A 12,179-nucleotide genomic window follows, 5' to 3' on the forward strand; every position below is an offset into this window, starting at 1 on the left:
CGGACAGAAGCGAGGGCCCCGGTACGGAAGATCCGTACTCGGGGCCCTCGTCGTACCGGGGCTTCGGCTCAGCCGCCGAACTCCTCCAGGCCCTTCAGCGCCTGGTCCAGCAGGGCCTGGCGGCCCTCCAGCTCACGCGCCAGCTTGTCGGCCTTGGCGTTGTTGCCCGCGGCGCGCGCCGCGTCGATCTGCTCGCGCAGCTTGTCGACGGCCGCCTGGAGCTGCCCGGTCAGGCCGGCCGCACGGGCCCGCGCCTCCGGGTTCGTACGGCGCCACTCGCCCTCCTCGGCCTCCTGGATCGCCCGCTCCACGGCGTGCATCCGGCCCTCGACCTTCGGCCGGGCGTCGCGCGGCACGTGGCCGATGCCCTCCCAGCGCTCGTTGAGGGAGCGGAATGCGGCACGGGCCGCCTTCAGGTCCGTCACGGGGACGAGCTTCTCGGCCTCGTCGGCCAGCTCCTCCTTGAGCTTCAGGTTCTCGATCTGCTCGGCGTCACGCTCCGCGAAGACCTCGCTGCGGGCCGCGAAGAAGATGTCCTGCGCACCACGGAAACGGTTCCACAGGTCGTCCTCGGCCTCGCGCTGCGCCCGGCCCGCCGCCTTCCAGTCCGCCATCAGTTCGCGGTAGCGGGCGGCCGTCGGGCCCCAGTCGGTCGACTTCGACAGCGCCTCGGCCTCCGAGACCAGCTTCTCCTTGACCTTGCGGGCATCCTCGCGCTGCGCGTCCAGCGAGGCGAAATGCGCCTTGCGGCGCTTGGAGAAGGCGGAACGGGCGTGCGAGAACCGGTGCCACAGCTCGTCGTCCGACTTGCGGTCCAGCCGCGGCAGGCCCTTCCAGATGTCCACAAGGGCGCGCAGCCGCTCGCCGGCGCTGCGCCACTGGTCGCTCTGGGCCAGCTGCTCGGCCTCGGCGACCAGCGCGTCCTTGGCCGCGCGGGCCTCGTCCGCCTGCTTGGCCTTCTGGACCTTGCGCTCCTCGCGCCGGGACTCCACGGTCTCGACCAGCTTGTCCAGCCGCACGCGCAGGGCGTCCAGGTCGCCCACGGCGTGGTGCTCGTCGACCTGCGCACGCAGGTGGTCGATCGCCGTCTGGGCGTCCTTGGCGGACAGATCAGTGGTCCGCACCCGCTTTTCGAGGAGGCCGATCTCGACCACCAGGCCCTCGTACTTGCGCTCGAAGTAGGCCAGGGCCTCCTCGGGGGTGCCCGCCTGCCACGAACCGACGACCTTCTCGCCATCGGAAGTACGCACGTACACGGTGCCCGTCTCGTCGACTCGGCCCCACGGGTCGCTGCTCACAGCGCCTCCTCCACCTGATGCCTTGCGAGGGGCTCACCCCCTGGGCATCGTCCACAGTTTCCTGGGGCGGGCAGCGCCCGCCCTGCACAACGCCAACATAGGCGACCGCCGGGCCGGCTGTCCGCATCCCGCACGACGCAATCTCGGCGTACGCGAGCGGGCCGGCCGGCACCGGGGCCGCATCACCCCGTCAGTTCTGGGTGACCGTGCCCTTCTCGATCTTGATCTCGGTCTTCGGCGCACCGTCCTGGCCGCCGTCGACCGTACCGGCCTTGGCGATCTCCTCCAGGACCTTCAGGCCGTTCGCGTCGATCTTGCCGAACGGCGTGTAGGTCGGCGTCAGCGGGCTGTCCTTGTAGACCAGGAAGAACTGGCTGCCGCCCGAACCGGGCTGGCCGGTGTTGGCCATCGCCACGGTGCCCGCCGGGTACACGACCTGGCCCTGCTCGTTCGCCTTGCCCAGCGAGTCCAGGTTCTCGTCCGGGATGGTGTACCCGGGGCCGCCCCGGCCGGTGCCCTCGGGGTCGCCGCACTGGAGCACGAAGATGCCGCCGGCCGTCAGCCGGTGGCACTTGGTGTTGTCGAAGTAGCCCTTGTCGGCGAGCGACTTGAAGGAGTTCACCGTCTGCGGGGTCTTCGCCGCGTCCATCGCGAAGTTGATGTCGCCGGCACTGGTCTTCAGCGCGAAGGTGTACTGGCCCTTCTGGTCGATCGCCATCTCCGGCGAGGGCGACTGCTTGGGCTCCGGCGGCGTCGCCGAGGCCGACGGGTCCGCCGCCGCGTCCTTGGTGTCCTTGTCCGAATCGAAGACACCGCCCACGATCAGGCCGACCAGCGTCGCGACCACCACGGCGACCGCGGCTCCGATCACCGCCGCCCGCTGACGGCTCTTCCTCCGGGCCTCCGCGCGGCGCTTCTGCTGGCGCTCGTACTTCTCCCTGGCGAGCTGTCGCCGCCGCTGATCGCTCGTGACCACCGGGTCGTCTCCTTGTACGTGTCTGATACTGCTGTCCGGGCTGGGATAGGCCGTACCGTATATGGGTTCGCTGTGTAATGAGCGGCGCCGGTAGGCTCTGAGCAGCAGGATTCCCACCTGCACCCTCCCGCCGGACGACGATTGAGGACGAACGTGCTGATTGCCGGGTTCCCCGCAGGCGCTTGGGGCACCAACTGCTACGTGGTCGCCCCCGCCGCCGGCGAGGAGTGCGTGATCATCGACCCGGGCCACCAGGCCGCCCAGGGCGTCGAGGAAACGCTGAAGAAGCATCGGCTCAAGCCCGTCGCGGTCGTTCTGACCCACGGCCACATCGATCATGTGGCCTCGGTGGTCCCGGTGTGCGGAGCACACGACGTACCGGCCTGGATCCACCCCGAGGACCGCTACATGATGAGCGACCCGGAGAAGGCGCTCGGCCGCTCGATCGGGATGCCCCTCATGGGAGAGCTCACCGTGGGGGAACCGGACGACGTCCGCGAGCTGGCCGACGGCGCCACCCTGAAATTGGCCGGAATGGACTTCTCCGTGGCCCACGCCCCGGGCCATACCAAGGGGTCGGTGACCTTCCGGATGCCCGAGCTGGCCGACATCCCGCCGGTCTTCTTCTCGGGCGACCTGCTCTTCGCCGGCTCCATCGGACGAACCGACCTGCCGGGCGGCTCCCACACCGAGATGCTCGACTCGCTGGCCCGCGTGTGCCTGCCGCTCGACGACTCGACCGTGGTGCTGTCCGGCCACGGTCCCCAGACCACCATCGGCCGCGAGCGCGCGACCAACCCGTATCTGCGGGAGGTCGCCGCCGGCCCGGCAGCGAGCCCCCACCAGGGCGCGCCCGCTCCACGACGAGGAATGTGACGAGAGCTTCGTGGCTACTTTTCAGGCCCCCAAGGGCACGTACGACCTGATCCCGCCGGTCTCCGTGAAGTACCTGGCGGTGCGCGAGGCCATCGCGGCCCCGCTGCGCAACTCCGGCTACGGCTACATCGAGACCCCCGGCTTCGAGGACGTGGGCCTCTTCGCCCGCGGTGTCGGGGAGTCCACCGACATCGTCTCCAAGGAGATGTACGCCTTCGAGACCAAGGGCGGCGACCAGCTGGCCCTGCGCCCGGAGGGAACCGCCTCCGTGCTGCGCGCCGCCCTGGAGGCGAGCCTGCACAAGAAGGGCAACCTGCCGGTCAAGCTCTGGTACTCCGGCTCCTACTACCGCTACGAGAAGCCGCAGGCGGGCCGCTACCGCCACTTCTCGCAGGTAGGCGCCGAGGCGATCGGCGCCGAGGACCCGGCGCTGGACGCCGAGCTGATCATCCTCGCCGACCAGGCGTACCGCTCGCTCGGCCTGCGCAACTTCCGGATCCTGCTCAACTCGCTGGGCGACAAGGAGTGCCGCCCGGTGTACCGGGAGGCGCTGCAGTCCTTCCTGCGGGGCCTGGACCTGGACGAGGAGACCGTCCGCCGCGCCGAGATCAACCCGCTGCGCGTCCTCGACGACAAGCGGTCCGACGTCCAGAAGCAGCTGGTCGGTGCGCCGGTGCTGCGCGACTACCTGTGCGATGCGTGCAAGGCGTACCACGAGGACGTGCGGGCGCTGGTGACGGCGGCCGGCGTCGCCTTCGAGGACGACGAGAAGCTGGTGCGCGGCCTGGACTACTACACGCGGACCACCTTCGAGTTCGTGCACGGCGGTCTGGGCTCGCAGTCCGCGGTCGGCGGCGGCGGCCGGTACGACGGCCTGTCCGAGATGATCGGCGGACCGGCGCTGCCCTCGGTGGGCTGGGCGCTCGGGGTGGACCGCACGGTGCTGGCCCTGGAGGCCGAGGGCGTCGAGCTCGACATCCCGGCGTCGACGTCCCTGTTCGCGGTGGCCCTGGGCGAGGCCAAGGCCACCGTGTTCGGCCTGGTGACACAGCTGCGCAAGGCGGGCGTCGCCGCGGACATGTCGTACGGGGGCAAGGGCCTCAAGGGCGCCATGAAGGACGCGAACCGCAGCGGTGCCCGCTTCGCGGTCGTCGCGGGAGACCGCGACCTCGCCGAGGGCGTCGTCCAGCTGAAGGACATGGAGTCCGGCGAGCAGACGGCCGTGCCCGTCACCGAGCTGATCGACACGGTCAAGGCCCGCCTGGCCTGAGCGGGCGGGATGTCGGACGGGGCCGGGGATCCTTCCCCGGCCCCGTCCGTTCACAGACTCGTACGGCACAATGACCCGTGCTTGATCACCTTGCAGATGTGGAGCGGGCGGTATGACGACACGAAGCACGGACGCGGACACCGCCGGGGGCAGGGCCTTCGGGGCGAGCCGGGCGCTGGCCCTGCTGCTGGTGATCACGGGGGCCGCAGGTCTGCTCGCCGCATGGGTCATCACGATCGACAAGTTCAAGCTGCTGGAGGACCCGAACTTCACGCCGGGCTGCAGCCTCAATCCGGTCGTCTCCTGCGGCAACATCATGAAGAGCGACCAGGCGTCCGTGTTCGGCTTCCCGAACCCCATGCTCGGCCTGGTCGCCTACGGCATCGTGATCTGCGTCGGTATGAGCATCCTGGCTGGAGCCCGGTTCCGCCGCTGGTACTGGCTCACCTTCAACGCCGGCACCCTCTTCGGCGTCGTCTTCTGCGCCTGGCTCACCTACCAGTCGCTCTACAACATCAACGCGCTGTGCCTGTGGTGCTGCCTCGCCTGGGTCGCCACCATCCTGATGTTCTGGTATGTCACCTCGCACAACGTCCGCGCGGGCCTGCTGCCGGCGCCGGGCTGGCTCAGGAGCTTCTTCGGCGAGTTCACCTGGGTGCTGCCCGCGCTGCACATCGGGATCATCGGGATGCTGATCCTGACCCGCTGGTGGGACTTCTGGACCTCCTGACCGCGGACCGACCGCGGACCGACCGCACAGGGGCTGCGGACCGGCCGCGTGCCGACGGCGGCCGCCCTGTCGGCGGACTCGCTTAGGCTTCCGGTGTGGAACCAGACCTGTTCACCGCCGCCGCCGAAGAGCGCCAGGAGAAGGACCCCGCGAGCTCGCCGCTCGCCGTCCGGATGCGCCCGCGCACCCTGGACGAGGTCGTCGGCCAGCAGCACCTGCTCAAGCCCGGATCACCGCTGCGGCGGCTGGTCGGGGAAGGAGCGGGCGGACCGGCCGGTGCCTCCTCGGTGATCCTCTGGGGCCCGCCCGGGATCGGGAAGACGACCCTCGCCTACGTGGTCAGCCAGGCCACGCAGAAGCGGTTCGTGGAGCTCTCCGCGATCACGGCGGGCGTCAAGGAGGTACGGGCCGTCATCGAGGGCGCGCGCCGCGCGGCCGGGGGCTACGGCAAGGAGACGGTGCTCTTCCTCGACGAGATCCACCGCTTCAGCAAGGCCCAGCAGGACTCCCTGCTGCCGGCCGTCGAGAACCGCTGGGTGACGCTGATCGCGGCCACCACGGAGAACCCGCACTTCTCGATCATCTCGCCGCTGCTGTCGCGCTCCCTGCTGCTGACCCTGGAGCCGCTCACCGACGACGACCTGAGCGCGCTGATGCGGCGCGCACTCACGGAGGAGCGCGGCCTGGCCGGGGCGGTGGCCCTGCCGCGGGACGCCGAAACTCACCTGCTGAGGATCGCCGGCGGCGACGCCCGGCGCGCACTGACCGCGTTGGAGGCCGGAGCGGGCTCGGCCCTCGCCAAGGGCGAGGGGGAGATCACCCTCAGGACCCTGGAGGAGGCGGTGGACCGGGCGGCCGTCCGCTACGACCGGGACGGCGACCAGCACTACGACGTGGCGAGCGCACTGATCAAGTCGATCCGCGGCTCCGACGCGGACGCCGCGCTGCACTACCTCGCGCGGATGATCGAGGCGGGGGAGGACCCCCGGTTCATCGCGCGCCGTCTGATGATCTCCGCGAGCGAGGACATCGGCCTGGCGGACCCCACCGCGCTGCCGATCGCGGTGGCGGCGGCCCAGGCGGTGGCGATGATCGGCTTTCCGGAGGCCGCGCTGACGCTCTCGCACGCCACGATCGCCCTGGCCCTGGCCCCCAAGTCGAACACCGCCACGACCGCGATCGGCGCCGCGCTGGCCGACGTGCGGGCGGGCCTGGCCGGCTCGGTCCCGCCGCACCTGCGCGACGGGCACTACAAGGGCGCGGCCGGTCTCGGCCATGCGGTCGGGTACGTGTACCCGCACGACGTGCCGGGCGCCATCGCGGCCCAGCAGTACGCCCCGGACGAGATCCAGGGCAAGCGGTATTACGAGCCGACCCGCTACGGCGCCGAGGCCCGCTACGCGGACGTGGTGGAGAAGGTCCGCGAGCGCCTGCGCGGCACCGACCGCGGCTGAGGCGTCCGCCGCGGGGCGGCTGTCCGATCCGGTGCCCCGCGAGGCGGGGCCAGGGCCCGTACCGGGCGCACGTGCGCGGGCGGGCTCTCCGGCGGATCACCGGTCCGCCGGACAGGCCCTAGGCTGCCCGGATGACCACGGACCTTCCCACCTGTGCCTGCTGCGGCGAAGCCCTCGCCGACGAGCGCCGCATCGACTTCGGCTTCAACCTGCCCGACGCCGCCGTCGGCGCGCCCGAGGAGGCCGTCCACCGGCTCGGCGTGCGCGCCCTGCTCCGGGTGGACGGTGTCGGCTGTTTCATACGCTGCCTGCTGCCCGTCCGGCTGACCCACGACACCGAGCTCGTCCTCGGGGCCTGGCTGGAGGTGGACGACGCCACCCTGCGGCGGGCCCACGAGGTGTGGGAGCAGCCCGGCTACGCGGACCTGTCCGTCGAGGGCACCTTCGCCAACCGGATCCAGCCCTGGGGCGACGACCTGCTCGGGGCCCCGGTCACCGCGAAGGTCGCCGACCCGGAGGAACTGCCCCAGGTCACCGACGTGCGCCACCCGGTGGCCTCCCGCGTCCTGACCCGGACCTGGGACCGCGACCACGTCCTCAGCCGCTTCCCGTACCCGCTGCCCGTGGACGTGCGCACCGACCTCGGCGGCCGCTGGTCGGTCCTGCGCACCGCCGGCCTCACCGCCTCCTTCGTCGACGGAACGGACCACTTCACCGCGTCGGACCGTAGCGCCGCCGTCAACCTCATGCGGGACGAGGTCCCCGGCCGCGCCCCCGGAGACTTCCTCACGGCGCTGCTGTCCGGCGCTCCCGACACCCGGCCCGCCCAGCGCGTGCGCGAGCCGATGGGCGGGGGAGTGCGGTACGCGTTCTGGCTGACCTCGCAGGACCACGGCCGGCCGCGCCACGAGTTCTACGGCATGGCCGTCGCACCCGGCATCGCCGCGGGGATCTTCTGCACCTACGAGGATCCTGCCGACCTGGACTGGGCCCAGCGGATCTGGCGCTCGCTCGATCACGCCCTGAACACCCTCTGACCGGCCCGCGGGCGCGCCGGCCGGCCGCCCTCAGGGCGAGGCGGCCGCGAAGAGGGCGCGCATCGCCCGGCGCAGGCCGCAGACGTCCGCCACCGGCTCGGGGAAGTCGAAACGGGCGTCGAAGCAGCCGCCGGCGACGCCGCCGGTGAAGCGGACGCGCAGGCCCGTCCGGTCCAGGGCGAGCGGGACCGCCGTCATCCCCCGCGCCTCGCGGCTGCCGAGCAGGTCGCACAGTCCGCCGATCCGGTCGCCGTGGGAGGCGTGCAGGTGCTGGAGGAGCTCGGCCTCGTGCGGGGACACCGGGTCCGGCTCCGCCGCGGCCAGGTCCTCGGGGTCCACGTGCTCGGCGCCCCACAGGTCGTCCACCGTGATCTCGCCGACCTCCAGGCGCAGCATCATCCAGGCGGGGCGGCCCGTGTACGGGGCGCTCCGGGACTCGTCCAGGCCCAGCAGCTCGCCCACCGGATGGCGCTCGGCGAGCAGCGCGGCGCACCGGGCGCGGTCGTGCCCGCGGACCGGCGTCAGCCACCCGGCCAGCCACGCACGGCCTCGGATACGATGGGGCACGGACACCGGCGCCACATCCGTGATCTCGATCACGGCGGTGAGGTCGTCGTCCTGGGCGTGAGCGGCTGCCGCGGCAGCCGCGGATTCCCCGGAAACAAGGAGAATCACGTCCCCGTCCGGGGTGACGGTCCGCGCGACCGGCAGCCCTGTCCCGAACTCCTCGGGCCCGTGACTGTCACGAGCATCGATCAGCGTGAGGGATACTGAGGCGTTGGACTCTACGAGGGTTCGTACGCGTTCGGCTCCGGTGAGCTGCCGAACGCCTTCCCTGGGACGCGGCTGACCTTGCTTATCGTCGGCGCAAGCGGATTCTGTTTCGTTGGAATCCGAACTGCGTTGCGCACTGGGCAGGGGGATCCCATGTGGTCGAGACATTACGTCCTCCTCGCTAAGGTAAGCCTCACCTAACTTACATGGAGGTAGGTTCCCCGTGAACCAGAAGCGACCCAAGGTCAAGAAGTCTCGCGCCCTCGGCATCGCCCTGACGCCGAAGGCCGTCAAGTACTTCGAGGCCCGCCCCTACCCGCCGGGCGAGCACGGCCGTGGCCGCAAGCAGAACTCGGACTACAAGGTCCGTCTGCTGGAGAAGCAGCGTCTGCGCGCTCAGTACGACATCTCCGAGCGCCAGATGGCCCGCGCGTACGACCGCGCCAAGAAGGCCGAGGGCAAGACGGGCGAGGCGCTGGTCGTCGAGCTCGAGCGTCGTCTCGACGCCCTGGTCCTGCGTTCGGGCATCGCCCGCACGATCTACCAGGCCCGCCAGATGGTCGTTCACGGCCACATCGAGGTCAACGGCGCCAAGGTCGACAAGCCGTCGTTCCGTGTCCGCCCGGACGACGTCATCACCGTGCGCGAGCGCAGCCGCGAGAAGGTTCCGTTCCAGGTCGCCCGTGAGGGTGGCTACGCAGGCGAGGGCGAGACCCCGCGCTACCTGCAGGTCAACCTGAAGGCCCTGGCCTTCCGCCTGGACCGCGACCCGAACCGCAAGGAAATCCCGGTCATCTGCGACGAGCAGCTCGTCGTCGAGTACTACGCCCGCTGATCTTCCGGCAGGCGTAGCCCTCACCGGCTGGTGGAAACCCGCCGCCCCTTTCGGGGCGGCGGGTTTTCCGCTGTCCGGGTACAGGCCCTACGGCTGATCCGCCGCCGCCGTGCTGCGCGGGACCCGCGGGCTCGGCGTTTCGCCCCGTGCCGCCGGACCCGGCACCCGTGCCGCCCCGCGCAGCGCCCGCACCACCAGCGCGTCCCGGGACAGCGCCCGCCCCTCGGCCGCGCACGCCGCGAAGCGCTCGGCGCCCAGCGCCGCGCCTGCCCGCTCCGTGCACGTCAGCCGTGGCGCGTTGAAGTACCCCGAGCCGAACAGCCGCAGCCCCACCCCGTCCCACATCGGCTCCGCCGCACCCTGGAGCACGGCGGCCTCGGTCGGATCGCCCTCGGCGACCGTGACCAGAGCGAGCAGCTCCAGCGCGAGGACCAGCCCGACCAGGTCGTCGAAGGTGTGGTTGATCTCCACGCTCTCGGTCAGCAGCTGCCGGGCCTCCTGCGTGCCGCCCGCCTCCAGGGCCGCGTACGCCAACACGTAGAGGGCGTACGCCTTCGTCCAGCGCTCCCCGCGCTCCTCGCAGATCTCCCGGACGTCCCCGCACAGCGCCAGCGCACCCGGCAGGTCCCCGAGGAAGGCCAGCGCCATCCCCAGCTCGACCTGGCACATCAGCACGTTGCTGTTGAGTTCCCCGGCCGCCCGGTATCGCTCCAGCGCCTCACCCAGCAGCTCCCTGGCCCGGGCCATGTCGTCCGAGACGAGCGCCAGACAGCCCAGCCGGTGCACCGCGTACGCTGCCGCCACCCGGTTCCCGCTGCGCGCCGCCGCGTCCCGGCACTCGTACAGAGCGCACATCGAGGCCGTCGCATCGCCCTGCAGGGCCGCCACGTAGCCCAGCACCCACAGGGCCTTCAGCCGGGAGCTCTCATACTCCGCCGGCTGCCCGCCCGTGGGGTCCAGGGTGCGGTCCAGCCAGTGCCGGCCCTCGGTCAGGCGCCCGCACCCCGCCCAGTAGAACCACAGGGTGCCGGCCAGGAACTGGCCCAGGTACAGTTCGTCCGGCTCGTCCAGGCAGCACTCCAGGGCGAGCCGCAGGTTCGGCAGCTCCGCCTCCACCAGGGCCGCCACCTCGTGCTGGCGCGGGCTGAACCAGTCCAGCTCGCACCAGGTCGCCAGCCCCATGTACCAGTCGCGGTGCCGCCGCCGCAGCCGCGCCGCGTCGCCCAGGGACTCCAGCCAGCCCGCCCCGTACAGCCGTACGGTCTCCAGCATCCGGAACCGCACCCCGGCGGGCGTCTCCTCCCGGACCAGCAGGGACTGCGCGAGGAGCGCGCCCACCAGGTCCAGCACGCCCTCCGCCGGCAGATCGGGCCCGGCGCACACGTACTCGGCGGCGTCGAGGTCGAACCGGCCCGAGAACACCGACAGCCGAGCCCACAGCAGCCGCTCCGCCGGGGTGCACAGCTCGTGGCTCCAGCCGATGGCCGAACGCAGCGCCCGGTGCCGGGGGAGCCCTCCGCGCGCACCGCCCGTCAGCAGCCCGAAGCGGTCCTCCAGTCGGGCGAGCACCTGGGCCGGGGACAGCGTCCGCAGCCGGCCCGCCGCCAGCTCCAGAGCGAGCGGGATCCCGTCGAGGCGGGCGCACACCTCCACGAGCGCCGCCCGGTCGGGCCCCGTGACCGCGAAGGCCGGGTCGGCGGCGACCGCCCGCGCCTCCAGCAGCGCGAGCGCCTCCTGTGGGTCCGGCGGGGCGAGCGGAAACGTCCGCTCCCCGTCCACCTCCAGCGGGCGCCGGCCCGCCGCGAGCACCTGGAGGCCGGGGGAGCGCAACAGGAGTTCCCGCACCAGAGCGGCCGTCTCGTCCACCAACTGCTCGAAGCCGTCCAGGACCAGCAGCAACCGCTTGTCGGCCAGGTGCGCGGCCAGCACGGTCCGGGGCGGCCGCGTCGTGTGGTCGGTGAGCCCGAGCGCCTGTGCGAGCGTCACCTCCAGCAGTGCCGGATCCCGTACGCAGGCCAGCTCGGCCAGCCAGACGCCGTCGCAGTAGCGTTCCTCCGCCGGAACGTGCGCCCCCTGTGTACCGTGCGCTCCGGTCGCCGACCGGGCGGCCTCGGCGGCCGACCGGGCCGCCGCGAGAACCAGCCGGGACTTGCCGACCCCGCCCACGCCCGTCACGGTCACCAGCCGCGACACCTCCAGCAGGCCCCCCAGCTCGGCGAGTTCGCCACCCCGCCCGATGAACCCGCTCAGCTCCGAGGGAAGATTGCCCCGGGCGGTACGTGGAAGGGGTCTGTGTCGCATGGGACACGGAGCGTACTGGTCCGGATGCACTCCGTCCAAGAAGGGTGACCTCGCCCCCGTATTCGGGTAGGGCCGGGGATCCCCGGCGCGATAGGGTCGGGGGACCAGGTGTGGGAATCGCCGGCGGTTCGGCTGAAGACAGAGAGCGGTGTGACGTGTCCGGTGTAGAGGTGGCCGGGATCATCGTGGCCGTCTTCTGGGCCATCCTGATCTCCTTCCTCGCCGTCGCCCTGGTGCGGCTGGCGCAGGTCCTCAGGGCGACCACGAGGCTGGTGTCCGAAGTGACCGACCAGGCCGTACCGCTGCTGGCCGACGCCTCCAGCACCGTCCGCTCCGCGCGCACCCAGCTCGACCGGGTCGACGCGATCGCGAGCGACGTCCAGGAAGTCACCTCCAACGCCTCCGCGCTGTCCTCCACCGTGGCCACCGCCTTCGGCGGACCGCTCGTGAAGGTCGCGGCCTTCGGCTACGGCGTCCGCAAGGCGCTCGGCAAGGGGGACGCCGGGGCCGCGGACGGCGTCCCGTCGAAGGCCGCCCGGCGTACCCGAAGCGGCGCCGGTGGCCGTACTGTGATCGTTGGCCGAACGGTGCCGTCCGCCCGGCGCCGGAAGCAGAAGGACTGAGACCG

11 protein-coding genes are annotated in these 12,179 nt (G+C 71.9%); 7 read left to right on the top strand and 4 right to left on the bottom strand.

Annotated elements, in window-relative coordinates:
- Positions 1-68: 68 nt before the first annotated feature.
- Together AW27_RS28090 and AW27_RS28095 are read right to left on the bottom strand one after the other, a co-directional pair.
- Positions 69-1,298 carry a DUF349 domain-containing protein gene (locus AW27_RS28090; protein WP_037926079.1) on the bottom strand — a complete coding sequence of 410 codons (1,230 nt, stop codon included), beginning with the start codon at positions 1,296-1,298 and terminating at the stop codon, positions 69-71.
- 190 nt (positions 1,299-1,488) lie between these two features.
- Complete coding sequence (locus AW27_RS28095) at positions 1,489-2,274, bottom strand: peptidylprolyl isomerase (RefSeq protein ID WP_037926082.1); 786 nt, start codon at positions 2,272-2,274, stop codon at positions 1,489-1,491.
- Positions 2,275-2,427: 153 nt separating this feature from the next.
- Here AW27_RS28095 and AW27_RS28100 point away from each other — a divergent pair, with 153 nt between their 5' ends.
- The 5 genes from AW27_RS28100 to AW27_RS28120 all read left to right on the top strand — a co-directional run bounded on the left by AW27_RS28100 (position 2,428) and on the right by AW27_RS28120 (position 7,641).
- Complete coding sequence (locus AW27_RS28100) at positions 2,428-3,150, top strand: MBL fold metallo-hydrolase (protein WP_037926085.1); 723 nt, start codon at positions 2,428-2,430, stop codon at positions 3,148-3,150.
- 10 nt (positions 3,151-3,160) lie between these two features.
- Entirely contained in the window at positions 3,161-4,420 is a 1,260-nt protein-coding gene (gene hisS, locus AW27_RS28105) for a histidine--tRNA ligase (protein WP_037926088.1), read from the top strand.
- 112 nt (positions 4,421-4,532) lie between these two features.
- Complete coding sequence (locus tag AW27_RS28110) at positions 4,533-5,150, top strand: vitamin K epoxide reductase family protein (protein ID WP_037926091.1); 618 nt, start codon at positions 4,533-4,535, stop codon at positions 5,148-5,150.
- Between the two features lie 95 nt (positions 5,151-5,245).
- Complete coding sequence (locus AW27_RS28115; RefSeq protein WP_037926094.1) at positions 5,246-6,604, top strand: replication-associated recombination protein A; 1,359 nt, start codon at positions 5,246-5,248, stop codon at positions 6,602-6,604.
- A 131-nt stretch (positions 6,605-6,735) separates the two neighbouring features.
- The gene (locus tag AW27_RS28120) at positions 6,736-7,641 is read left to right on the top strand and encodes a DUF2199 domain-containing protein (protein WP_052031154.1); all 906 of its coding nucleotides are present in this window, start codon (positions 6,736-6,738) and stop codon (positions 7,639-7,641) included.
- A 30-nt stretch (positions 7,642-7,671) separates the two neighbouring features.
- Here AW27_RS28120 and AW27_RS28125 read toward each other — a convergent pair whose 3' ends face one another.
- Positions 7,672-8,583 carry a DUF2470 domain-containing protein gene (locus AW27_RS28125; protein ID WP_236647780.1) on the bottom strand — a complete coding sequence of 304 codons (912 nt, stop codon included), beginning with the start codon at positions 8,581-8,583 and terminating at the stop codon, positions 7,672-7,674.
- Between the two features lie 55 nt (positions 8,584-8,638).
- Here AW27_RS28125 and rpsD point away from each other — a divergent pair, with 55 nt between their 5' ends.
- Positions 8,639-9,250 (top strand): 30S ribosomal protein S4, encoded by a 612-nt coding sequence (gene rpsD, locus AW27_RS28130; protein WP_030026606.1) that lies wholly within the window; start codon positions 8,639-8,641, stop codon positions 9,248-9,250.
- 87 nt (positions 9,251-9,337) lie between these two features.
- Here rpsD and AW27_RS28135 read toward each other — a convergent pair whose 3' ends face one another.
- Positions 9,338-11,551: an ATP-binding protein gene (locus tag AW27_RS28135; RefSeq protein WP_052031155.1), complete on the bottom strand. Its 2,214-nt coding sequence runs from the start codon at positions 11,549-11,551 to the stop codon at positions 9,338-9,340.
- 155 nt (positions 11,552-11,706) lie between these two features.
- On the opposite strand from AW27_RS28135, the gene AW27_RS28140 reads away from it, so the two are divergent.
- Positions 11,707-12,174: a DUF948 domain-containing protein gene (locus AW27_RS28140; protein WP_078556869.1), complete on the top strand. Its 468-nt coding sequence runs from the start codon at positions 11,707-11,709 to the stop codon at positions 12,172-12,174.
- Positions 12,175-12,179 lie beyond the last annotated feature (5 nt).

This window comes from Streptomyces sp. PCS3-D2, assembly GCF_000612545.2.
In the GTDB taxonomy this organism is placed as follows: Bacteria; Actinomycetota; Actinomycetes; order Streptomycetales; family Streptomycetaceae; genus Streptomyces.

Bases quoted from the DNA above. Each gene is read 5' to 3' on its own strand.
- AW27_RS28125 (WP_236647780.1), bottom strand. From the start codon at position 8,583: ATGTCTCGACCACATGGGATCCCCCTGCCCAGTGCGCAACGCAGTTCG.
- AW27_RS28110 (WP_037926091.1), top strand. From the start codon at position 4,533: ATGACGACACGAAGCACGGACGCGGACACCGCCGGGGGCAGGGCCTTC.
- AW27_RS28135 (WP_052031155.1), bottom strand. From the start codon at position 11,551: ATGCGACACAGACCCCTTCCACGTACCGCCCGGGGCAATCTTCCCTCG.
- AW27_RS28120 (WP_052031154.1), top strand. From the start codon at position 6,736: ATGACCACGGACCTTCCCACCTGTGCCTGCTGCGGCGAAGCCCTCGCC.